Source organism: Buttiauxella cochleicola (genome assembly GCF_021282435.1).
GTDB lineage: Bacteria > Pseudomonadota > Gammaproteobacteria > Enterobacterales > Enterobacteriaceae > Buttiauxella > Buttiauxella massiliensis.
In genome coordinates, this window is the sequence record NZ_JAJSOT010000002.1 from 369687 (window position 1) to 392559 (window position 22873).

Consider the following 22873-nt stretch of genomic DNA (forward strand, 5'->3'; position numbering starts at 1 on the left):
CTTGAAGTATGAAGGGTATCCGGGTAGGGGGTGTCTATGAACAAATCTATTATTGAAAAATACGTGCTGCCAACCGCGCTAAAAATTGCCGGGCAAAAGCATGTGCTATCGGTGCGTGACGGTATCATTCTGAACATGCCATTTATGTTGATTGGCTCGTTCTTCCTTATTTTTGCTTATCTGCCGATACCGGGTTATGCCCAAATGATGAGCGACTTTTTCGGCCCAACCTGGCAGGAAAAAGTGCTCTATCCGGTTAAGGCGACCTACGACATCATGGCGATTATCTCCGCCTTTGGTATCGCTTATCGCTTGGCAGAAAAGTACCGCACTATCGATCCGTTGACTGCCGGTGCCGTGTCTCTGGTTGCGTTTATCATGACCATTCCGCAGCACATCATGTTTACACCCGCTACGGGCGGTGCGGCACAGTTAGTGAAAGGCGTAATGCCGATGGGGCAAATTGGCAGCCAGGGATTGTTCGTTGCCATCCTTATCGCACTGCTTTCAACCGAAATTTACCGCTTTATCAACAACCGCAATCTGGTTATCCGTATGCCGGAAGGCGTGCCGCCAGCGGTAGCTAAATCCTTCCTTGCGTTGATCCCAGGCTTCTGCGTTTTAGCGGTAGTGTTGGCGCTGCGACTGTTGGTTGAGGCGACACCATTTGGCGACATCAATACGATGATTACCGAACTGGTTGGTATCCCTATGAGTCATGTCGGCGGTTCACTGCCAGGTATGATTATCTCGGTATTGCTGATTGGTATTCTGTGGATGCTGGGCCTGCATGGCGACACTATCGTACTGGTATTTATCCGTCCGGTCTGGTTGAGCAATATGTCGGAGAACCTCGAAGCATTCCAGAACGGTTTGCCTATTCCGCATATCATCACTCAACAATTTTATGACTTGTGGATTGCCCCTGGCGGCACCGGTGCCCTGCTCGGACTGGTGATATTTATGCTGATCCGCAGTCGCAGTGCGCAGATGAAACAATTGGGTAAAATCGCCGCCCCCGGTAGCCTGTTTAACATCAGCGAACCGATGGTATTTGGCATTCCCATTGTGATGAACCCATATCTGGTCGTACCGTTTATTCTTACCCCTGTTGTATTAGTGATTGTTTCTTATATAGCAATGACCACCGGGCTTGTCGCCAAACCTGCGGGTATTGCCTTGCCGTTCACTACACCGATCGTGGTCAGCGGATACCTGGCAACCGGCGGGCATATTTCAGGTTCCGTGCTGCAAATCGTCAATCTCGGGATTTCGCTGGTGATGTATTACCCGTTCTTCCGCATCTGGGATAACCTGAAATATCGTGAAGAACAGGCCAGTAAATCGCAAAAAGAGGCTTCAGTAGCGCCTGTAACAGAGCAAGTAACGTCGTAAACCCGGCGAAGGGTGAATGGCGCCCATTCACCCTTTATCTGCTGTTCTCAGATAAGGTTAGCAACAATCATACTTTTCAATACTGAACAATCTCTTATGCATCTATTTTTGAACAAAATTTTTCTTTGCCAAAGCTGGCGAGAAATACAGTTCTGAACCATAGTCTAGAAGTAGGGAAAACAATTTATCTACCATAAGCAAAGATGAGGTTCGTCATGAAGATAGCTAAGGGTGTATTGGTAGCGTTAACTTTGGGTGCAGTATCATTCAGTGCATTGTCAGCAGAACTGTTGACGAAAGAAGCCTATAACGACCATAAAGATCAGTATGTAAAAGTAGGTACCATCACCACCAGTGGTGAAATGTCACCATCTGATGCCAAAGCAGAACTCTCCAAGAAAGCCGATGAGCTGGGTGGTCAGTTTTATGTTGTAACTTCTGCAGATACCGAGAATAAAATTCACGGCACCGCAGACGTATACAAGAAGAAATAACCTGTCTTCTAAATGGGCAACCCAAGGGTTGCCCATTTAACAACGCTTCCCTTCACAATAAAGCCAGATAACCTTTCCTACCCAAAATACCCTATACTTTGCCATCCGTACCTGATTGATATACCTGAATAACACAGGTATCTGGGTTTCTCTGATGTATATATCAACCCGTTTTAGAATTGTGATTCATCTGTGCGCTTTTTTAGTTGTTCTCTACAGCCTGACGATGATCCCGCCAATGTTGCTGGCTTTAATTGAAAAAGAACGCAGCCTGTTCGGTTTTCTTTATACCTTTCTCATCACTTTTACACTGGGAAGCCTGGCCTGGGTGATGACTGGCCGGTCTAATATTCAACTCGAAACCCGCGATGGCTTTATTATCATCGTTTTGTTTTGGCTGCTTTTTTCAGTAATCAGCGCCATGCCGCTGTGGCTGGATGACAGCTATAACGTATCTTTAGCTGATGCCATGTTTGAGGGGGTTTCGGGGATAACGACTACCGGAGCCACTGTTTTTAACGATGTCTCCCTATTACCAAAATCAATCCTCTATTACCGCGCCCAGCTCAACTTTATCGGCGGCCTCGGTGTCATCGTGCTTGCTGTGGCAGTATTGCCGCTTCTGGGTATTGGGGGAATGAAGCTTTATCAATCCGAAATGCCCGGGCCATTTAAAGAAGAGCGCCTTACGCCACGTCTTGCTGATACTGCCAAAAGTTTGTGGCTGACTTACTTGCTGCTGGGTGCTGCCTGCACAATTGCCTACAAACTTGCCGGAATGCCGTTCTTTGATGCGCTTTGTCATGGCCTTTCCACCGTCTCATTAGGTGGCTTTTCTACACGCACCGAAAGTATCGGCTTTTACAACAGCTATGCTATTGAGCTTGTCGCCGGGGCTTTTTCATTGCTCTCAGCCATCAACTTCACCCTCTATTTTGTCGCCCTGGCACGTCGCAGTATTAAGCCGTTTCTCAAGAGTGCGGAGTTGCGATTCTTCCTGATGGTGGCAAGCATTGTGATTTTAATCATCACTCTGGAAGTCTGGCGCGCAGGAATGTACGCCCTACCCGCCTCGTTCGTTCATGCCTTTTTCCTGACCAGTTCAATGATTACCGATAACGGCCTTTCAACCAGCGATTACGCTTCCTGGCCGGTACACACTATTGTTCTGCTGCTGTCCGCCAGTTTCTTTGGCGGATGCGTAGGGTCAACCTGCGGCGGGATTAAAGCGCTGCGTTTCCTGGTGTTATTTAAGCAAACCCGCCATGAAGTACATCAACTGGCTCACCCGCGCGCCATCATGAGTATTCGGATTGGTAACTCGCCCGTTAACGACAGAGTGCTGCGTTCCGTGTGGAGTTTTTTCTTCCTCTATGTCGTGTGCACCTGCTTTTTTATCTGGATGCTGAACTTGCAGGGATATGACCTGTTAACCTCATTCGCCACCGTAGCGGCCTGTATTAACAACATGGGCTTAGGGTTTGGCGAAACTGCCGCAGGATTTGGTACGTTGAGCGATAGTGCAAAATACTTAATGTGTGCGGCTATGTTATTGGGCCGACTGGAGATCTATCCGGTGTTGATTCTGTTTTCGAGGACATTCTGGAGGAGCTAATATTCACGTCGCCGCTCATAGAGCGGCTTCTTATTTACATCTCACGCAGTCAATCTGACAGCGTGAGATCAGTAAGCCTAGCTCACTACACGCTAAGTTCACCCCAAACCAGATTCCCTTTATGGAATGTCGCGGTTCGTGGAGAGATACGTGCCACGGCTTCGGCAGAACATGAGGCATCCACCAGCACAAAGCTGGCTTCATCCTGCGCTTTTGGCCACACACGCTCGCCTTTGTCATTAAGCGGCAGCACATTTCCGGTGGCAATCGCCAGCGAGCGCGAAAGGTTTAGCTCACTCACACGCATATAAAGCTGCGCATATAAATTCGCTTTCTCCAACATGTCGCCCAGGCCATACGGCGACCAGTGGTCGATAACGCTGTCGGTGCCGGTCATCACAAACACACCCTTCTCTTGTAGCTGCTTGAGTGGCATATGCATGGTGCCAATCGGTACCGTTGACGCGATAGTAATTTGTTGCGCTGCCATACGCGTAGCAATCGCATCAACTTCTTGTTCGTTCATCATCGCCAGTGCAAAACCGTGGCTGATGGTCAATTTGCCTTTCAGCTCAGGAGTTTTCTCCACCGTTTCAACCATGTAATTCACCGCCGCAATGCCCGCCGGACTGGTTTCATGCAGGTGAATATCGACGCCCTTTTTGTAGTCGATGGCTATCTGGAACATGGCATCTAAGGATTTTTCCATCGCCCCATCGACGTTAGTCGGGTCAAGCCCACCCACGTAGTGAGCGCCCGCTTGCATTGCATCGCGCATCAACGCAACGGAGTTCGAGTGCAGCAAACCATGCTGAGGAAACGCGACAATTTCACAGCTAAAACCAGACTTACGGCGTTCCAGAACCGCTTGCAGATTCTCGAGGTTTTTCAGCCCGGAAACTGGCTCAACGTTGCAATGGCTACGAGCTATGGTCGAGCCTTTCGACTGAATCAAATCAATCAGCTTTTCCGCGCGTTCCTGTGTGACCGGTTGCAGTTCCGGCAAGAGTTTTTGCTCGAGGGCAATCATGTCCAGAATGGTGGTTCCCGCCGGGCGGTTGTGTACACGCCATGGGCCACCGTAGAAGGTTTTATCAAGATGGATGTGCATATCGCGCATCGCTGGCAGCAGCAGTTTCCCTGACGCATCGTAATGGGCAAGGGTGGCATCGGGATGCTGTTTATTTGCGAGCAGTGCCGCAATTTTGCCGTCTTTAATTTCCAGCGTTTTCAACTCGGTTTGCGTGCCAACAATAGTCTGTCCGTCGCGGCTAAAACCCGCCTCCAGCAGCACGTTGTCGAGGTAGTAATGGGATTCTTTAATGGCGCTCATGCGGTTGTCCGTTTCACAGGCGATGGAGGCTGGTTTCGCAGCATACGCCATCGAGCCGGTCGCGCCAAAGAGCGCACAGGCCGCCACCACTTTGCCGCCGCCGCTTAAAAATTCACGGCGGCTTTTTTCTGCATTATTCATTGAGTTCTCCCACTCTTAATCATTCACAATATGCGTGCCCGTTTCGCCACGCAGGGCGACGGATAATTTTTCCGAGGTGGTGATAATCACGCGCTTGCCGCCGTTGCGCAGGAACGCAAGGCTGGCGGTAATTTTTGGCAGCATGCTGCCAGGCGGGAAGTGGCCTTCATCGCTAAAACGCGCCATCTGTTCAACCGTGACTTCATCGAGTGCTCGTTGTTCTGGTTTGCCAAAGTGAACACACACTTTCTCCACGCCAGTGGTGATCACCAGAATGTCAGCGTTCACTTCGCGGGCCAGCAGCGCCGTTGACAGGTCTTTGTCGATAACCGCATCAACGCTTTGGTAATCCCCCTGCTCGCTGCGAACAACCGGAATGCCACCGCCGCCCGCGCCAATCACCACAAAGCCTTGTTTAATCAGCGCGCTAATCGCATCGGCTTCGACAATCCGTTTCGGTTCCGGCGAGGCCACCACGCGGCGGTATCCGCGCCCGGAATCTTCCACAAACTGCCAGTCGGGATGCGTGATTTTCAGCGCTTCGCACTGCTCTGCGCTAAAGAACGCGCCAATCGGCTTGGTCGGATGGGCGAAGTTTGGGTCGTTTTTGTCCACTTCCACTTGAGTTATCACGGTGACCGCTTTTTTGTCTCCGTGTTTCCCCAACTGGTTATTCAGAGCCTGCTGTATCAGATAGCCGATGCCGCCCTGGGTATCTGCCACACAGTTAGCCAGTGGCGTGAGCGGTAATCCCTCTTTCTCATGGGCGATTTCCGCTCGGCGCAGATCCAGCCCCACCTGTGGGCCGTTGCCGTGCGTCAGCACGATGTCGTAATCCGACGAAAGCATTTCCAGCACCGTCTGGGCCACTTCTTTAACCGCGACTTGCTGATGTTCAACCGACTGGCTGGCGTTATCTTTGATGATGCTGTTGCCGCCAATTGCCACAACCACGAGCTGTTTCATTGTTTTTATCCTTGTAGGGCAAAGGCCGGTGGATGCCGCCTGAGGCTTATCCACCCTACAAAACCGTAGGGCGGATAAGTACGCGTCATCCGCCATTTTTTATACCGAGGTCACAACCTCAGAAGCCGCTTCACGGCGGTCGAGCACGTGCTTCACCACAAACATCGCGCCCATCATCAAATACGCGGTGACAAACATCAGCGAACTGCCCTGCGCAAGGCCGACCATCGGCGCGTGAATCACGCCAAACAGTGCCAGCAACGCGCCGACTGCCGCAGCCACCGCACCGCGTAACGGCTTGTTGATAATCGCGAAGATTGCCACGCAACCCCACAACATGCTGGCGAGCGGTGCACCGTTGCCCAAATGCACCAGTCCCTGGTAAAACACCCCTTTATGCGCCAGCGCTTCCGGGCCGATTTTCGCAGCCGACGTCCCGGCCGCGGCCATCACGCTATTCACCATGGTCAGCGCCCAGTTAGCTATCCACGGGAACAAGCAGATGAAGATAACCGGCACCTCTATTTTCGGTGTCTCTCGCACCACCTGGTTTGCCGTCACCACGCCGATAAACACCAGAATTGGCACAATGGCAGTCATCGGAATAATGGCGAGCATGAATGCACCGAGGCCAAACAACGGCACGATAAACATCGTCACACCGGACGCCAGCGTGTAGCCGATACTCGCACCCATCGCTTTCCATCCCGCATGGCCAACGTACACCGTCACCGGGAACGGGTTCCCCATCAGGCAACCGAGCGTGGAGGCAAGGCCGTTGGTTAGCATCACTTTGCGGGTGTTGTATTCATCACCCGCTGCGTGGGCACTCTCAATGTTTTCCAGGTCGAAAATGTAGTTAGCAAGCCCCAACGGAACTGCCGATGCCAGATAAGGCAGCGCGTGCGGCAAGCCTTGCAGGAAGCTATCGACATGAATCGATGGCGGGTTAAAGCCGAATGATGACATCGAGGCTTTGATGGCTTCCGGGCTTTGCAGGCCAGAAACCCACGCCAGTGCCGTACCGGCAACCAGCAGTAATAAGCCGGTCGGAATACGGGCAAAAATCGGCTTTTTACCAAACCAGTTGATGAAAATAAGCAGCAGCACGATGAAGGAAACCGTCGGCGCTTCAAATGCCTGAAGCATCGGGTTCATCGCCAGCAGCAATAAACCTAAGCCCGACAAACACGACAGCAGAACGGTACGCGGGATCATCTTGCGGATGGTTTCGCCAAGGAACGAACCACCCACCAGAATCATCGCTTCAACAAAACACCACACCAGGCCAATCTGAATTGCAAATTCGGCATCACCCGTTTGCTGGTATACCGGCATCAGCACCAAAAACGTCACGGTAAAGATAGACGGCGCACTTGGCCCGGAAGGCAGTGCGGTTACATCTTTTCGCCCTGTCTCTTTCGCCAGTTGCAAACCAAACCAGGCGTAGCAAATGCTCGCTACCAGCACCGCCAGCCCGAAGGCTGGCGCAATGCGCCCGTAAACAATCTCAGTCGGAATACCCACTACAAAAATGAGTAACCCCATCATGGTCAGCAAGTTGGTCAAGTTGTTGGTCATCAACCCGAAATATGCCGCCCAGTCACCGCGTTTCCACTCAAGCTTAACGTTTGTCATCGGGGTATCCCTCACAAAGAGTAACGCTCACCAAAGGCGAGCAGAGCCTTCTCAAAACATTCAAACGGCGGATGCACAATCCCGGCGCCAATCATGCCAATACCCGCATCTTTGTGGGCGATGGCGGTGTTGATCACCGGCAGAATGCCGCTGTTGCCGACGCGCGTGATATCAATGGCGGTCGGAATGCCCATAAACGACAGCAGCGGAATGGTGACGTTCGGGTTTTCGCCCAACGTGATTTCGCGCATCTGGCGTGAGAAATCGATCGCTTCATCCACGGTGCCGCCGACAAGCGCGACAATCGCCGGAGCCGTTGCCATAGCAAAACCACCGATGCCGTAGGTTTCGGTGATTGCGCTGTCGCCGATATCCAGCCCGGAATCTGCCGGTTTGTAGCCAGCAAACATCGGGCCGATCACCTGCTGCGCCGGGCCGGTAAACCACTGCCCCGGCAAGCCGCTCACGCGCAGGCCAAACTCCACGCCGTTACGCGCCATAGTGGTAACCACGGTGCTGTATTCGATACCGTGCGCCGCGTCCATTGCCGCTTTGCACATCGCCATCCACGTCGGGCCGGAGAAGTAATCGCTGCTGGCGACAAAATCGAACACTTCTTTCTGCTGCGCCACGGTGAAGCTGGTCTGAATAATCCACGGCGTCAGCGCCTGAATTAGTAGCGTGGTGCCCGCGTTGTTGCGGTTGTGGCACTCGTCGCCCATATGCAGCGCCTGCGCCAGCATCAAACGCAGGTCGATTTCACCCGCCAGTTTCATCGCATCGCGCAGCATGGGGCCAAGCACATCACGCATCCAGACAAGGCGGTCGATCACGCTCTGGTCGTTTGCGCCCATGCGCAGGATTTTCGCCATTTGCTCGCTGAGGTTGGTATAAGCGCGGTTGCCGTAGGTTTTGTTTTCGACGATATGCATAAACATCGAGGCGGACGTGACGCCCGCCATGGAACCCACGCAGTCGTGTTCGTGGCATGGCGAGAAGATGATTTCGCCGGAAGCGGCAAGCTGCGCGGCCTCATCAATATTTGCCGCCAGCCCTTCAAACACCAGTGCGCCCGTTACCGCGCCTTTCATCGCGCCACACATGTTTTCCCAGTCGACAGGCGGCCCAGCGTGAAGAATGGTGTTGCGCGTCATGCCCGGAACCACGTTAATCGCCTGGTCGTAACCCACCAGAACAGGCTGTGACTGGATGATGCGCTCAACGGCCAGTTTGTTTGCTGCTGCTACTTTCTCGGCAAGTGCCGGCGCGGCGATGGAATCGAGCGCTTTAACGACAGCTAAATTACCCTGCCCCGGTGGCGTCCAGTCCAGTTGCGTCACAGGAACGCTCTGCTTTTTCAAATCATCGCTGAACATTGCAATGCCGACGTTAATCACATTTAGCGGTTGGTTGAATAAACTCATTGTGCTTTCTCCTTGCAAACAAACTCACGTGCAAGCAAACCGGTGTTGGTGCTACTACTTGCCCAGATAACGCCCGCATCCGTCAGCATTTGGCACTGCTTTTCAAGCGATGGCGTGTCCAAATCGGTGCCCAACACGTAGCCCAGGATTTCCAGGTTACGTTCTTCACGGGCAGCAATGGCTTTCGCTTCTTTGATGGCGTCCAGCATCACACCAACAGGGTCTTCATGGGAGCCAAAGCCCAAGACGAAGTCCATTACGATCACGCCCACTTCCGGGTCACGTGCTTCCTGCAACAGGCGGCTAATACGGTTGGTTGGGTCAATCATCGGATGTGGTTTGCCGTTGGTGAAATCGTCATCGCCAAAATCGAGGAAGGTGTGGGCGACGCTGACATTGACATCTTTGAGGCGGTATTCAGGGTTCGGCTGGATATTGCTGTAGACGTCCGGGTACTTTTCCAGTGCTGCAAACATCGCTTCGTCACACAGCGTGCCGCCGCAGAACAGCGCACGAATATACTTTTGCTCAGGTTTCATGCGCGCACGGACTTCTTCAATCAGCGGCCAGTTGAGCGGGTGTAAGTCGAGCGACTCTTTTTTGATTCCGGTCAGCAGAACGGCCTTGAGAGCCGCTTCTTTGGTGGCACGGGCAAACTGCAAGCCCGGTTCGTCGGCACGCGTTTCGCCGTTCCCGAGGAAACAGACAACCACAGGTTTGCGGCAGGCCTGCGCGCGCTCCAGCACTTTACGGGCTACCGCTTCAGCAGGCGGTTTGGAAACCAGAACAATCACTTCAGTTTGCGCGTCACCTTCCAGCATCTGGATTGCATCGAGCATCATGATGCCGCCGATTTTCTCGCTTAAATCACGCCCACCGGTGCCGATAAGTTGTGAAATTCCACCGCCAAACTCATGGATACGTACGCTCAACTCCTGGCTGCCAGTACCGGACGCACCAATAATGCCAATTGAGCCACGGCGTACCGCGTTACCAAAGCACAGCGCTGCACCGTTGATAATCGCAGTGCCGCAGTCTGGCCCCATCATCAGCAGCCCTTTGCTGTGTGCAAGCTGCTTGAGTGCCAGTTCGTCATCAAGGGAAACGTTGTCGGAAAAGAGCATCACGTTGAGGTCGTTTTCCAGCGCCTGACGTGCTTCACGGGCAGCAAACGCACCATTGACCGAAATCACCGCGAGGTTACTTTCAGGGATATTTTGATGCGCGCTGGAAAGTGTTGCGTAACGAGATTCGTGGCGTGAATTGCCGCTGTCTTTGCGGGTGAAGAGCCCTTCAATGGCTTCAAGAGTGGCGTCGTTCGCCGTATCGCTCGCGCCTTTAATCACAATCATCAGGTCGCCATTTTTGGCCTGTTCGAGTTCGTCGTTTAACAGACCGAGGTTTTTCAGCACCCCTTTGTTCATCTCGGTCGCCATCGCGACAAACGCCTGTTCCACACCGTTAAGCTGGTTGGCTTTGGTTGAAATAGACATCAGTGAGACAGAATCAAAATAGGTGTTCTTTTTAATTACAATCCTGGTCGACATAATTTCCTCCGTTAATTTTGGTCAAAGCGAAGGCATCCGCCATGCCGCAAAGCATGTCGCATCCTGAACTCGATCCTATTTTTTTAATTTCGTTAATAGACTGCTGAATATTTTCTAAATCACCATTGACCACCTGATAAATAAAACCATAAATAGTTTCACGATAACGTTGGTCAATAGCTTCACGCAGCGTAATAGCGCTTAGCTGCGTGGTTTTATGTTTTTCTCTCTCGATAGCGACAATAAAAACATCTCTATATTTCCGCGCTGGATGCCCGGTAATAAATAAAACAGCACTCAGGCCCGCCAGATAATCATCACCGGATGGTGTTAGTCCAATACCTAAACCCAGCAATCCACTTATTCCTTTTTCAATCCCAGCGCAATTCCCTGTATTTAGCGCTGATATAAGCTGCTTTTGGTGTAATTGCAGCAGGCGGCTCATTTCCTGGTAGAAAATATTATCGCCATGAAAATAAAATAGTGACGAACTTTGTATGACACTGGCCTGTGTCATTTGCGCAAGATGTTGCCAATCAATCTGTTTTATTCGTGTGTGGCTTAGAAAAAACGCTTCCGGTTGCCAGCGTGTACAGCGCGAGAAATCGATACGTTTATCTGTGCCAATATCAATGCCGTTACTGTGAAAACTTACCCGTTCACCAGGCTTAAAGTGGTTCTGACAATGCTCTACTGCTAAACGACAGCTATTTGGTGCGTTATCACAATCAGTACTGAGCAAAGTGAAGATCTGTTGCCTTCCAGGGAGGTGAATATTCACCGCCCGGTCAAACACCTGCTCAACATAACCTGTTGTATCACCGTATAAATCCGGGGCGAAAAAAGCGCTATCTGCCGTTTGTGCAAAAAGGCACTGCCGCTGAAGATATCCGGCGATAGTGCATCTCCTGTGTTTTACGCGCCGGCATTTACCAGCAGTTCGGCAATCTCGTGATAGCCTTTTTCACGCGCAAGAGACAATGGGGATTTGCCATATTTATCGGTCATGTGCGGGTTGGCACCGTGATCCAGCAGTAGTTTGACGATCTCTTGCTGTTTCGCCCCGCCATCATTGAGCACGATAGCTTCAAGCAATGGCGTCCAACCAACAAAATTAGTGTGGTTAACGTTAATTTCGGTGCGTGTAACTAATTCGCGGACAATTTCAACGTGTCCTTTTTCGCTGGCAGGGGTAATTCCCACACCACCAAAGCGGGATAAACAATTCAGATCGGGATTTGCCGGTAATATCAAACGTAATAATGTCAGGTCGTTATTAAGACAACTCAGTAAGAAGGGGTTGAAACAGGTTTGGTCTTGCTTATTAATATCGGCACCGGCGGCAATTAAATATTCCACACAGTCATATTTTTTGTGCAGGCTGGCGAGGGTAATTGCCGTACGCCCCTGACGATTAGTGGAGTTAATATCCACGCCATCGCTAAGGCATTGTTTTAGATTTTCCAGATGCCCCTGCTCTGCTGCACTTAGAAATTCTGCAATAAGTTCTTTCTGAGACATATCCATACTCCCATACTTTGCTATTTCTGATGAATTGAGAATAGCAACACTATGGCCGCTTTAACATCCGTTTAAAAATCATTCATCGTTAATGACAGCATTGTTGAATAGTATTCAACAATGTGAGAAAAATGTGGTTCAGCGCAATCTTTTACCTATGATAAAACGGCTTTCGACAACCGTTAGCCTCAACTGGCAGTAACCACGTGAAGCCTTGTCAAAAGCGGGTTAAAGCGGATTCGAGAAGTGTGATGCTCTTCAAATTAGTTGTAACGGCAGTGTTAAATATGGTTCAAGGCAAAAGTGTGGATCATAAGGAATACAAATACATTCAACAATCGAGTTGGATGGGCGTCGGATGGTGCTGCGCTTATCCGGCATACGGGAGAGACACATGAATTCCATTTTTACCGAAGAGAACCTGCTGGCGTTCACCACCGCCGCGCGGCTTTCAAGTTTCAGCAAGGCTGCGGTCGAACTGGATGTCACGACTTCTGCCATCAGCTACACCATTAAGCGGATTGAGACGTACCTTGATGTGGTGCTGTTTGTGCGCAATACCCGCAGTATTGAACTGACCGAATCTGGCTTCTATTTCTATCGCAAAGCAACCGAACTGCTTAACGATTTCCACGCTATCAAACGCGGTGTCGATACCATCTCGCAAGGAATCGAGGTTAAGGTACGCATCTGTATCAACCAACTGCTTTACACCCCGCGCCACACAGCAAAGCTGCTGCAAATACTGAAAAAGCAGTTCCCCACCTGCCTGATAACCGTCACCACCGAGGTATATAACGGCGTGTGGGACGCCATTATTAATAACCAGGCCAACATCGCCATTGGTGCGCCGGATACATTGCTCGACGGTGGTGGGATTGATTACACGGAGATCGGCGCGATTCACTGGCAGTTTGCTATCGCCCCAACCCACCCGCTGGCATTTATGCCGGAACCCATTTCTGAAAGCCAGCTGCGCCTGTACCCCAATATCATGGTGGAAGACACGGCATCAACACTGAATAAAAAGGTGGGATGGCTGCTGCATGGGCAAGAAGCGATTCTGGTGCCAGACTTCAACACCAAGTGCCAGTGCCAGATTCTGGGAGAAGGTGTTGGTTTTTTACCAAGCTACATGGTGCGCGAGGCTCAGGATAGCGGCCTGCTGGTGACACGCCAGATTAACAACCCGCGCCAGGATTCACGCATGCTGCTGGCGACCCAACACGCCGCCACCGGGCAAGTCACCCGGTGGATCAAAAAGCAGTTTGCGCCAGGCGGGGTGCTGGCTGAGATTTATGGGGATTTGTTGCACCGGGAGTAAAAGGGATAAATCCACAAACTAATAATGGTTACTGATTTCCCCTTCCTTCTACTCCTTAAGTAGCGGTTCGCTACCCAATGATTAGCGAATTGATTTTGCTCAATATCCGCTCTGCCTCAGTTGCTATTTTCGCCGCCATTCATACGTCATAACAATGAGGTTACGATGGACGTCAGTCGCAGAAAATTTTTTAAAATCTGTGCCGGCGGGATGGCAGGGACTACCGCCGCAGTTCTGGGATTTTCTCCCAAAGCGGCACTTGCCGAGGTGCGCAACTTTAAGCTTTTGCGCGCCAAAGAAACCCGCAATACCTGTACATACTGCTCAGTAGGCTGTGGTTTGCTGATGTATAGCCTGGGCGATGGCGCGAAAAACGCCAAATCCAGCATTTTCCATATTGAAGGTGACCCGGATCACCCGGTCAACCGTGGGGCGTTATGCCCGAAAGGCGCGGGACTGCTGGATTACATCCACAGCGAAAGCCGCCTGCGTTACCCGGAATACCGCGCGCCAGGCTCTGATAAATGGCAGCGTATTAGCTGGGACGATGCATTCTCACGCATTGCCCGCCTGATGAAGGACGACCGCGACGCCAATTTCGTTGAGAAGAATGAGCAAAACGTGACGGTCAACCGTTGGCTCTCCACCGGCATGTTATGCGCGTCGGCGGCCAGCAACGAAACCGGAATGCTGACACAAAAATTTGTCCGTTCGCTGGGCATGTTAGCGGTAGATAACCAGGCGCGCGTCTGACACGGACCAACGGTAGCAAGTCTTGCTCCAACATTTGGTCGCGGTGCGATGACCAACCACTGGGTTGATATCAAAAACGCCAACGTGGTGATGGTGATGGGCGGCAACGCCGCTGAAGCGCATCCGGTGGGTTTCCGCTGGGCGATGGAAGCCAAAAACAACAACGACGCCACGCTGATTGTGGTCGATCCGCGCTTTACCCGCACAGCATCTGTTGCGGATATTTACGCGCCAATCCGCTCCGGCACCGACATTACTTTCCTGTCGGGCGTTCTGCTGTACCTGATTTCCAATAACAAAATCAACGCCGAATACGTTAAGCATTACACCAACGCCAGCCTGCTGGTGCGCGATGATTTTAGCTTTGATGACGGCCTGTTTAGCGGCTACATTGAGTCCAAACGCCAGTACGACAAAACCAGCTGGAACTATCAGTTCGACGAAAACGGCTATGCCAAACGCGACGATACGCTCAGTGACCCGCGCTGCGTGTGGAACCTGCTCAAAGAGCACGTTTCCCGCTACACGCCGGAAATGGTCGAGCATATTTGCGGCACGCCGCAGGCCGATTTCCTGAAAGTGTGCGAAGTGCTGGCCTCAACTAGCGCCGCCGATCGCACCACCACGTTCCTGTACGCGTTGGGCTGGACGCAACACACCGTCGGGGCGCAGAACATCCGCACCATGGCGATGATCCAGTTGCTGCTCGGCAATATGGGCATGGCGGGCGGCGGCGTGAACGCCCTGCGCGGGCACTCCAATATTCAGGGTTTGACCGATCTCGGCCTGCTATCCACCAGTCTGCCGGGTTACCTGACGCTGCCGTCAGAAAAACACACCGACCTGCAAACGTATCTCACTGCCAACACGCCAAAAGCCACGTTGCCGGACCAGGTGAACTATTGGGGCAACTATCCGAAGTTCTTCGTCAGCCTGATGAAAGCGTTCTATGGCGACGATGCGCGCAAAGATAACAACTGGGGCTTTGACTGGTTGCCGAAGTGGGACCAGGCGTACGACGTGTTGAAGTATTTCGACATGATGGACCGCAACAAAGTCACCGGTTACATCTGCCAGGGCTTTAATCCGGTGGCATCTTTCCCGGATAAAAACAAAATTGTCGCAAGCCTTAGCAAGCTGAAATATCTGGTGATTATCGACCCGCTGGTTACTGAAACATCCAATTTCTGGCAAAACCACGGCGAGATGAACGACGTGAACCCGGCGGCGATTCAGACCGAAGTGTTCCGCCTGCCATCCACTTGCTTTGCCGAAGAAGACGGTTCAATTGCCAACTCCGGACGCTGGTTGCAGTGGCACTGGAAAGGGGCAGATGCGCCGGGTGAAGCGCGTAACGACGGTGAAATTCTGGCCGGGATTTACCACCAGATCCGCGAGCTTTATCGCTCAGAAGGCGGCAAAGGTGCGGAACCATTGTTAAAAATGGGCTGGCATTACGAGCTGCCAGACCATCCTGAATCCGAAGAAGTTGCCAAAGAGAACAACGGTTACGCGCTGGAAGATTTGTTCGATGCCAACGGTAATTTGCTGGCGAAGAAAGGCCAGCTTCTGGACTCGTTTGCACTGATGCGCGACGACGGCACCACGTCCTCTGCCTGCTGGATTTACGCCGGGAGCTGGACGGCGAAAGGCAACCAGATGGCGAACCGCGATAATGCCGATCCATCAGGCCTGGGCAACACGCTGGGCTGGGCCTGGGCGTGGCCGCTCAACCGCCGCATTATCTACAACCGCGCGTCTGCCGATCCGCAGGGCAAACCGTGGGACCCGAAACGCATGTTGATCAAGTGGAACGGCGCGAAGTGGGTTGGCAACGATATCCCGGACTACAACACTGCCCCACCGGGCAGCGGCGTGGGGCCGTTTATCATGCAGCCAGAAGGTTTAGGCCGCCTGTTTGCCATCGACAAAATGGCGGAAGGCCCATTCCCTGAGCATTACGAACCGTTTGAAACGCCGCTGGGTACTAACCCGCTGCACCCAAATGTAGTCTCGAACCCGGCGGCACGCCTGTATGAAGCAGACGCTAAACGCATGGGCAAACGCGAGCAGTTCCCGTATGTCGGCACCACTTATCGTCTGACCGAGCACTTCCACACCTGGACCAAGCACTCACGGCTTAACGCGATTGCGCAGCCCGAGCAGTTTGTGGAAATCAGCGAGAAGCTGGCGAAAGCCAAAGGCATTGCCAACGGCGAGCATGTGAAAGTCAGCAGCAAGCGCGGGTTTATTCGCGCCGTTGCGGTGGTCACGCAGCGCCTGCAAACGCTGAACGCGGGCGGGCAGGAAGTGGAAACCGTCGGTATTCCGCTGCACTGGGGCTTTGAAGGTGCGGCGCGTAAAGGCTATCTCGCCAACACGCTAACGCCGTCCGTCGGTGACGCTAACTCGCAAACGCCAGAGTACAAGGCGTTTCTGGTCAACATTGAGAAGGCGTAAGGAGCGAACTCATGTCCATGCAATCTCAGGATATTATTAAGCGTTCGGCTACCAACGGTTTTACGCCGCCGCCGCAGGCTCGCGACTTCAAAGAGGAAGTCGCCAAGCTGATTGACGTCTCAAGCTGTATCGGCTGCAAAGCCTGCCAGGTAGCCTGTTCGGAGTGGAACGACATCCGCGATGAAGTCGGTCATTGCGTCGGGGTTTACGATAATCCCGCCGATTTGAGCGCCAAATCCTGGATGTTAATGCGCTTTAGCGAAACCACGCAAAACGGCAAGCTGGAGTGGCTTATCCGCAAGGATGGCTGCATGCACTGCGAAGATCCGGGTTGCCTGAAAGCCTGCCCGTCAGCCGGTGCCATCATCCAGTACGCTAACGGGATCGTCGATTTTCAGTCGGAACACTGTATTGGCTGCGGCTATTGCATCGCCGGGTGCCCGTTCAATATTCCGCGCCTGAATAAAGACGATAACCGCGTCTACAAATGCACGCTGTGTGTCGATCGCGTCAGCGTGGGCCAGGAGCCGGCCTGCGTGAAAACCTGCCCGACGGGTGCCATTCATTTTGGCACCAAAAAGGAGATGTTGGACGTAGCCGACGAGCGCGTGGCGAAGCTGCAAAAACGCGGCTATCCGCACGCGGGCGTTTACAACCCGCAGGGCGTCGGCGGTACACACGTGATGTACGTGCTGCACCACGCCGACCAGCCGGAGCTGTACCACAATCTGCCGAAAGATCCGCAAATCGACGTGCCGATTAACCTGTGGAAAGGGATCCTCAAACCGCTGTCGGCGGCGGGCTTTATCGCCACCTTCGCCGGGCTGATTTTCCATTACATCGGCATTGGGCCGAACGAAGAGGTGGATGAAGACGAGGAGGAACATCATGATTAAGCAGAGCAAATCGATTGTCAGGACGAAATTTATCGACCGCGCCTGTCACTGGACGGTGGTAATTTGCTTCTTCCTGGTGTCGCTTTCCGGCATCGCGCTGTTCTTCCCGACGCTGCAATGGCTGACGGAAACCTTCGGCACGCCGCAGATGGGGCGCATCCTGCACCCGTTCTTTGGGGTGCTGATTTTCGTGGCGCTGATGTTTATGTTTGTGCGTTTCGTGCATCACAATATCCCGGAAAAGCAGGACTGGCCGTGGGTGAAAAATATTGTCGAAGTGCTGAAGGGCAACGAGCATAAAGTCGCGGATGTCGGCAAATATAACGCCGGGCAGAAGATGATGTTCTGGACCATTATGAGCATGATTTTCGTGCTGCTGGTAACCGGTGTAATTATCTGGCGGCCTTATTTCGCCTCGTACTTTCCCATCAAACTGGTGCGTTACAGCCTGCTGATTCACGCCACCGTCGCCATCATATTGATCCACGCCATTTTGATTCATATGTATATGGCTTTCTGGGTGAAAGGGTCGATTAAAGGGATGATCGTCGGCAAAGTCAGCCGCCGCTGGGCACAGAAGCACCATCCACGCTGGTATCGTGCGGTTCTGGCGAAAGAAGCGAAGAAAGAGAGTACTGAAGGGTTGTAGTGCTCTGCCCTGATTTCCCCGGTGCATTTGTGCCGGGGATTTGAATCAGCGGTTATTTTCCCGGACAATGCGCTTTTGGCTCTGTTTAAACCTTATCCGGCATAATCATAATGATGAAACACCCTCTCGAAACCTTGATAAGCGCTGGCAGTATTTTGCTGCTGGCGTTTTTTTCCTGCCTGCTGCTTCCGGCCCCGGCGCTGACCATTGAACTGGCGCAAAAGCTCATCACGATGTTCCATCTGCTGGATATGAACCAGCTTTACACCATTATTTTCTGCCTGTGGTTCCTGGCTTTGGGTGCAATTGAATACTTCGTGATTCGCTCTATCTGGAAGCGCTGGTTTTCGATTGACCGGGAAGCGTAGCGTCGCTGTTGTAGGGTGGATTAGCGCAAGCGACATCCACCATTTACACCAGAATTGTCGGATGGCGCTACGCTAATCCGACCTACAACGAGGTGGGTAACACAATCGAACGAATATCATTACCCGTCGGTGCTTGATGAATCCGCAGCCCAAACTGATCAACCACGGCAAATATATGCTCGAAAATATCAGCCTGAATGGCTTCATATTCCAGCCATGCTACGGTGTTAGTAAACGCATAAATCTCTATCGGCAAGCCTTCAGCCCCTGGTGCTAACTGGCGCACCATTAGCGTCATATCCTTACGAATACGTGGATGGTTTTGCAGATATTCGGTGAGATAAACCCGGAATGTCCCGACGTTGGTCATGCTACGGGCATTGAGCACTGAAACCCCGTCGCTATTATGGGTTCGATTATATTCTTCAATTTCTTTGCTGCGCGAGTCGATATAGGGCTTCAATAATCTCGCATTCATTAAGCGCTGTATTTCATCGGTGGAAAGAAAATGAATACTGGTGGTGTCAATATTAATACTGCGCTTAATGCGGCGACCACCGGACTGCGACATGCCACTCCAGTTTTTAAAGGCATCAGAAACCAGAGCATAAGTTGGAATAGTGGTAATAGTATTATCCCAGTTACGCACCTTCACGGTAGTCAGACCAATATCAGTCACCGCACCATCAGCACCAAACTTAGGCATTTCCAGCCAGTCACCCAGCTTTAACATACGGTTTGCCGAGAGCTGTATACCGGCCACCAGCCCAAGAATCGGATCTTTAAATACCAACATTAATACCGCAGCCATTGCACCCAGGCCGCTGATAAGAATCGCAGGAGATTGGCCGATAATTCTGGAAATCATCATGATGCCAATCACCAGGGAGCTAATGAGCTTCACACCCTGGAATATTCCTTTTAGTGGAATATCCGACGTAATAGTAAATTTCTGTGAGAAATTATAAATAACATCCAGCAAGGAGAATAACGACAGTAAGGAATAGAGCATAATCCAAAGCTGTGCGCCGATAATTAATATCTCGCTGGCGTCACTGCCTTTTTGCAGCCACAGCACCGCCTGAATATTAACGATAATCCCTTGCAGGGTTGAAGCAAGCCTATGAAATAGCTTGTTTTCTGTGATGATTTGCAGCCACAAATGCTGACTGGATTGCGCACGTTTCTCAAAAGTGCGCAGTACAACGCGGTGTAGAATAAAATGTACAATTAATGCAAATACAAAAATAATACCCAGAACGACTAATATCGAAGTTGTTGGATCAAGCACAACACCAAAAGTACTTAGAAATGAAACCAAATCTTTCATAATAACTCCTTCCTGAACAACGCATATAATGGAGGGAGATGATTCTTAGTGCAACTTTCAAGGCATTTTAATTCACTGAACATTCTTTACAATATTATCATTGCATTTATGAGTAGCAGCTAATTACCAGTGATAATAATGAGATAAAAACAGTATCTACGCCCGATCATTTCCAGACGGCTGGCTATACTCAATTCAATAATTGTCAGAACAATGAGAGTCCAGCATGCCACTAAGTGATTTTAATCATTCTGACCCATACACCCTCGGCATCGAGCTGGAATTGCAAATCATCAATCCACCAGCCAACGATCTCAGCCAGGACTCATCGCTGCTGATTGACTCTCTGAAAGGCCTGGTGACAGAAGGCGAAGTCAAACATGACATCACCGAAAGCATGCTGGAAATCGCCACTGGGGTGTGTGGCGATATCGCGCAGGCTCAGGCGCAGCTTTCAAGTTTGCGCCAGCATGTGCTGCAATCAGCAAGTAAACATCATCTGGCAATTTGCGGTGGCGGTACGCATCCATTTCAAAAATGGCAGCGCCAGGAGGTGTGCCAGAGCGAACGCTATAACAAAACGCTCGAGCTATATGGCTATTTAATGAAGCAGGCGACAGTATTTGGCCAGCATGTGCATGTCGGCTGTGAGAACGAAGAGGACGCTATTTATTTGCTGCATGGCCTGTCGCGCTTTGTTCCACACGTCATCGTGCTCTCGGCTTCATCGCCGTATATTCAGGGGGCAGATACAACCTATGCCTCGTCACGTTTGAATATCTTCTCGGCATTCCCGGATAACGGGCCTGCGCCTTTCGTCGGCGACTGGAACGAGTTTAAGTGGATGTACCAACGCCTTGAGTCCAGCAGCATCGTTCAATCGATGAAAGACCTGCACTGGGATATTCGTCCAAGTCCAAAATTTGGCACCATTGAAGTACGTGTAATGGACACGCCGCTGACTATTACACGTGCGGTCCATATCGCCGGATTTATTCAGGCGTTGGCGCTGTGGCTGCTGACCGAGCGCCCGTTCGTCCCGCGCTCGGAAGATTACCTGCTCTACCGTTTCAACCGTTTCCAGGCATGCCGCTTTGGGCTGGAAGGCGTGCTGACGGATGTGCGCAGTGGCGAGCAACGCACAATGGCGGAAGATATTTTGCCATTGCTGGATACTCTTGCGCCTTATGCGGCACAACTCCGGGCATCATCAGCTTTAGAAGCCGTTGAAGGTTATGTGCGTAATAACGACAGTGATACGCGCCGCATTCGGCAGTTTATTGCTGAGGGAGGTCTTCTAACCGAGTTGATGCGAGAACATTGTGAAATTTGGGCAACTGAGTGAATTTATTCTCTGCCAGGTGGCCTATTTGAAATAGGCCAATGCGATTTCTGAAAAACTTCTCTTTTTGCTGAATATTAACCACAGCTAAATATCGATTAACGCTTAAACCTTAGCGCCTCAACAAATAAAGAAAATGCGGTGGTATGTTGTTTACGGCTTGGGTAATACAGGTAATAACCGGGGAATGGAGTGCACCACTCTTTAAGTACCGTGACCAGCTCGCCACGCTCAACGGCTGCTGCTACCGAATCCTCCGGGACATAGGCCAGGCCAAGACCGACTGTTGCGGCATCAATCCGCTGGCGCAAGCTGTTAAACGTCAATTGCCCGTCAACGCGCACGCGTAATTCCCGCCCCTCTTTTTCAAATTCCCAGGCATACAAGCCACCCATAGTTGGCAGACGCATATTGATGCAATTATGGCTTTGTAATTCTTGCGGTGAATGCGGTGTGCCTTGCTTTGCGAGGTAATCAGGGGAACCAACTACCGCCATACGCATGTCAGGGCCAATGCGTACCGCAATCATATCTTTGGCAACTTGTTCACCGAGACGAATTCCGGCATCAAATCGCCCGGTAACAATATCCGTCAGGGTGTTATCGACAGTAATTTCCACTTTTATATCCGGGTAATCCCCCAGAAAAGATTTCAGTACAGGCCACAGCACCGAATCTACCGCGTGTTCTCCTGCAGTTATGCGGATATTGCCCGCTGGGTTTTCACGCATTTCAATCAGCGCTTCCAGCTCGCCTTCAATTTCTGCGAAACGAGGCCCAAGGCTCTCCACCAGCTTTTCACCGGCTTCAGTTGGGGCAACGCTGCGTGTTGTGCGCGTCAGTAAGCGTAATTCGAGGCGCTCTTCCAGAGCGCGAATAGCGTGGCTTAACGCCGACTGAGATACGCCTAATTTGGCGGCAGCTTTGGTGAAGCTACGTTCACGGGCAACCACCAGGAATGAAATCAGGTCGTTAAAGTTCTCTTTTAACATATGCAAATCTGCCATCGCTGCATTAACTGGTTATCAGTATACGCCGATTCATGAATTCAACTCATAGCTCCTTGCGTATTTACCGGGCTAATCAGCAGTAATAACAGGCGCTAACATAGCTTTTTCGCTCCTCGTAACGAAGCGTGGGCACTCAAACCACGACCAACTTATCTGCCAGTCGCGCTCAGTTACCTATACTTCTGACTGGTGTTATCTCTGTTAACCCCGGCATTGAATGCCGAAGTAGAGGAAAAAATGGAAGAAAAGCTGAAAATCATCCAGGCTGGATCACAGCCTTCTCAAACGGGTCCGGAAAGTTACTTCACAGGTAGAGTCCGTATTGATGCACCTTTCCAGACCACGCCCCCCGCTCGTACCGGTGGCGCTACCGTCACCTTTGAACCTGGCGCACGTACCGCCTGGCATACGCACCCACTTGGGCAAACTCTGATTGTCACCCATGGGCACGGCTGGTTGCAGGAATGGGGTGGTGAAATCCGCCAAATGAATCAAGGTGATATCGTCTGGATCCCTGAAGGGGTGAAGCATTGGCATGGCGCGACGCCAGACAACGCTATGACGCATATCGCCATTGCTGAGTCACTCAATGGCACCCCTGTCGAGTGGCTGGAACACGTCAGCGACGATCAATACAAAAAAGATACCCTTCATTCTTGAAGTTGCT

19 protein-coding genes are annotated in these 22873 nt (G+C 51.6%); 10 read left to right on the forward strand and 9 right to left on the reverse strand.

Annotated elements, in window-relative coordinates; genetic code table 11:
* Positions 1 to 36: 36 nt before the first annotated feature.
* The 3 genes from celB (at position 37) to LVQ77_RS07505 (ending at position 3504) form a co-directional block, all read left to right on the forward strand.
* Positions 37 to 1395: a PTS cellobiose transporter subunit IIC gene (gene celB, locus LVQ77_RS07495; protein ID WP_154155287.1), complete on the forward strand. Its 1359-nt coding sequence runs from the start codon at positions 37 to 39 to the stop codon at positions 1393 to 1395.
* Positions 1396 to 1610: 215 nt separating this feature from the next.
* Positions 1611 to 1889: a DUF1471 family periplasmic protein YahO gene (yahO, locus tag LVQ77_RS07500; protein ID WP_151994860.1), complete on the forward strand. Its 279-nt coding sequence runs from the start codon at positions 1611 to 1613 to the stop codon at positions 1887 to 1889.
* A 154-nt stretch (positions 1890 to 2043) separates the two neighbouring features.
* The gene (locus LVQ77_RS07505; RefSeq protein WP_154155285.1) at positions 2044 to 3504 is read left to right on the forward strand and encodes a TrkH family potassium uptake protein; all 1461 of its coding nucleotides are present in this window, start codon (positions 2044 to 2046) and stop codon (positions 3502 to 3504) included.
* A gap of 85 nt (positions 3505 to 3589) precedes the next feature.
* Here LVQ77_RS07505 and LVQ77_RS07510 read toward each other — a convergent pair whose 3' ends face one another.
* The 7 genes from LVQ77_RS07510 to LVQ77_RS07540 form a co-directional block, all read right to left on the reverse strand.
* Positions 3590 to 4978 (reverse strand): amidohydrolase family protein, encoded by a 1389-nt coding sequence (locus LVQ77_RS07510; RefSeq protein WP_232904089.1) that lies wholly within the window; start codon positions 4976 to 4978, stop codon positions 3590 to 3592.
* A 15-nt stretch (positions 4979 to 4993) separates the two neighbouring features.
* Positions 4994 to 5944 carry a carbamate kinase family protein gene (locus LVQ77_RS07515; protein WP_232904090.1) on the reverse strand — a complete coding sequence of 317 codons (951 nt, stop codon included), beginning with the start codon at positions 5942 to 5944 and terminating at the stop codon, positions 4994 to 4996.
* Positions 5945 to 6043: 99 nt separating this feature from the next.
* On the reverse strand, positions 6044 to 7582 hold the full coding sequence (locus LVQ77_RS07520; RefSeq protein WP_232904091.1) for a xanthine permease: 1539 nt from the start codon (positions 7580 to 7582) through the stop codon (positions 6044 to 6046).
* Between the two features lie 11 nt (positions 7583 to 7593).
* A complete protein-coding gene (locus LVQ77_RS07525) occupies positions 7594 to 9006 on the reverse strand; it encodes a YlbE family protein (protein ID WP_232904092.1) in 1413 nt (470 codons plus the stop codon).
* Positions 9003 to 10553 (reverse strand): acyl-CoA synthetase FdrA, encoded by a 1551-nt coding sequence (gene fdrA, locus LVQ77_RS07530; RefSeq protein WP_232904093.1) that lies wholly within the window; start codon positions 10551 to 10553, stop codon positions 9003 to 9005. Before fdrA ends, LVQ77_RS07525 begins: the two co-directional genes overlap by 4 nt.
* On the reverse strand, positions 10531 to 11451 hold the full coding sequence (locus LVQ77_RS07535) for an oxamate carbamoyltransferase subunit AllH family protein (protein ID WP_503489111.1): 921 nt from the start codon (positions 11449 to 11451) through the stop codon (positions 10531 to 10533). Before LVQ77_RS07535 ends, fdrA begins: the two co-directional genes overlap by 23 nt.
* A gap of 17 nt (positions 11452 to 11468) precedes the next feature.
* Entirely contained in the window at positions 11469 to 12074 is a 606-nt protein-coding gene (locus LVQ77_RS07540; RefSeq protein ID WP_232904095.1) for an ankyrin repeat domain-containing protein, read from the reverse strand.
* Between the two features lie 394 nt (positions 12075 to 12468).
* On the opposite strand from LVQ77_RS07540, the gene LVQ77_RS07545 reads away from it, so the two are divergent.
* From LVQ77_RS07545 to LVQ77_RS07565, 5 genes are all read left to right on the forward strand, one after another.
* Positions 12469 to 13398: a LysR substrate-binding domain-containing protein gene (locus LVQ77_RS07545; RefSeq protein WP_232904096.1), complete on the forward strand. Its 930-nt coding sequence runs from the start codon at positions 12469 to 12471 to the stop codon at positions 13396 to 13398.
* A gap of 165 nt (positions 13399 to 13563) precedes the next feature.
* Positions 13564 to 16611, forward strand: a complete 3048-nt coding sequence (gene fdnG / locus LVQ77_RS07550) for a formate dehydrogenase-N subunit alpha (protein ID WP_232904097.1) — start codon at positions 13564 to 13566, stop codon at positions 16609 to 16611.
* An 11-nt stretch (positions 16612 to 16622) separates the two neighbouring features.
* Entirely contained in the window at positions 16623 to 17507 is an 885-nt protein-coding gene (gene fdxH, locus LVQ77_RS07555; protein ID WP_232904098.1) for a formate dehydrogenase subunit beta, read from the forward strand.
* Positions 17503 to 18156 carry a formate dehydrogenase-N subunit gamma gene (gene fdnI / locus LVQ77_RS07560; protein ID WP_232904220.1) on the forward strand — a complete coding sequence of 218 codons (654 nt, stop codon included), beginning with the start codon at positions 17503 to 17505 and terminating at the stop codon, positions 18154 to 18156. The genes fdxH and fdnI overlap by 5 nt, the downstream gene beginning before the upstream one ends.
* Before the next feature lie 113 nt (positions 18157 to 18269).
* Complete coding sequence (locus LVQ77_RS07565; RefSeq protein WP_232904221.1) at positions 18270 to 18524, forward strand: DUF1158 domain-containing protein; 255 nt, start codon at positions 18270 to 18272, stop codon at positions 18522 to 18524.
* 82 nt (positions 18525 to 18606) lie between these two features.
* On the opposite strand, the gene LVQ77_RS07570 is transcribed toward LVQ77_RS07565, so the two are convergent.
* Complete coding sequence (locus LVQ77_RS07570) at positions 18607 to 19854, reverse strand: mechanosensitive ion channel family protein (protein WP_232904099.1); 1248 nt, start codon at positions 19852 to 19854, stop codon at positions 18607 to 18609.
* A 226-nt stretch (positions 19855 to 20080) separates the two neighbouring features.
* Here LVQ77_RS07570 and LVQ77_RS07575 point away from each other — a divergent pair, with 226 nt between their 5' ends.
* On the forward strand, positions 20081 to 21199 hold the full coding sequence (locus LVQ77_RS07575; RefSeq protein ID WP_232904100.1) for a YbdK family carboxylate-amine ligase: 1119 nt from the start codon (positions 20081 to 20083) through the stop codon (positions 21197 to 21199).
* A gap of 95 nt (positions 21200 to 21294) precedes the next feature.
* Here LVQ77_RS07575 and LVQ77_RS07580 read toward each other — a convergent pair whose 3' ends face one another.
* A complete protein-coding gene (locus LVQ77_RS07580) occupies positions 21295 to 22188 on the reverse strand; it encodes a LysR family transcriptional regulator (protein WP_232904101.1) in 894 nt (297 codons plus the stop codon).
* A 255-nt stretch (positions 22189 to 22443) separates the two neighbouring features.
* Here LVQ77_RS07580 and LVQ77_RS07585 point away from each other — a divergent pair, with 255 nt between their 5' ends.
* Positions 22444 to 22866, forward strand: coding sequence for a (R)-mandelonitrile lyase (locus LVQ77_RS07585; RefSeq protein WP_154155248.1), 423 nt, complete (start codon positions 22444 to 22446; stop codon positions 22864 to 22866).
* Positions 22867 to 22873: the final 7 nt, after the last annotated feature.

What these genes read in the sequence shown, in the direction of transcription:
- celB (WP_154155287.1), top strand. Translation starts at nt 37, where the DNA reads ATGAACAAATCTATTATTGAAAAATACGTGCTGCCAACCGCGCTAAAA.
- yahO (WP_151994860.1), top strand. Translation starts at nt 1,611, where the DNA reads ATGAAGATAGCTAAGGGTGTATTGGTAGCGTTAACTTTGGGTGCAGTA.
- LVQ77_RS07505 (WP_154155285.1), top strand. Translation starts at nt 2,044, where the DNA reads ATGTATATATCAACCCGTTTTAGAATTGTGATTCATCTGTGCGCTTTT.
- LVQ77_RS07510 (WP_232904089.1), bottom strand. Translation starts at nt 4,978, where the DNA reads ATGAATAATGCAGAAAAAAGCCGCCGTGAATTTTTAAGCGGCGGCGGC.
- LVQ77_RS07515 (WP_232904090.1), bottom strand. Translation starts at nt 5,944, where the DNA reads ATGAAACAGCTCGTGGTTGTGGCAATTGGCGGCAACAGCATCATCAAA.
- LVQ77_RS07520 (WP_232904091.1), bottom strand. Translation starts at nt 7,582, where the DNA reads ATGACAAACGTTAAGCTTGAGTGGAAACGCGGTGACTGGGCGGCATAT.
- LVQ77_RS07525 (WP_232904092.1), bottom strand. Translation starts at nt 9,006, where the DNA reads ATGAGTTTATTCAACCAACCGCTAAATGTGATTAACGTCGGCATTGCA.
- fdrA (WP_232904093.1), bottom strand. Translation starts at nt 10,553, where the DNA reads ATGTCGACCAGGATTGTAATTAAAAAGAACACCTATTTTGATTCTGTC.
- LVQ77_RS07540 (WP_232904095.1), bottom strand. Translation starts at nt 12,074, where the DNA reads ATGTCTCAGAAAGAACTTATTGCAGAATTTCTAAGTGCAGCAGAGCAG.
- LVQ77_RS07545 (WP_232904096.1), top strand. Translation starts at nt 12,469, where the DNA reads ATGAATTCCATTTTTACCGAAGAGAACCTGCTGGCGTTCACCACCGCC.
- fdxH (WP_232904098.1), top strand. Translation starts at nt 16,623, where the DNA reads ATGTCCATGCAATCTCAGGATATTATTAAGCGTTCGGCTACCAACGGT.
- LVQ77_RS07565 (WP_232904221.1), top strand. Translation starts at nt 18,270, where the DNA reads ATGAAACACCCTCTCGAAACCTTGATAAGCGCTGGCAGTATTTTGCTG.
- LVQ77_RS07570 (WP_232904099.1), bottom strand. Translation starts at nt 19,854, where the DNA reads ATGAAAGATTTGGTTTCATTTCTAAGTACTTTTGGTGTTGTGCTTGAT.
- LVQ77_RS07575 (WP_232904100.1), top strand. Translation starts at nt 20,081, where the DNA reads ATGCCACTAAGTGATTTTAATCATTCTGACCCATACACCCTCGGCATC.
- LVQ77_RS07580 (WP_232904101.1), bottom strand. Translation starts at nt 22,188, where the DNA reads ATGTTAAAAGAGAACTTTAACGACCTGATTTCATTCCTGGTGGTTGCC.
- LVQ77_RS07585 (WP_154155248.1), top strand. Translation starts at nt 22,444, where the DNA reads ATGGAAGAAAAGCTGAAAATCATCCAGGCTGGATCACAGCCTTCTCAA.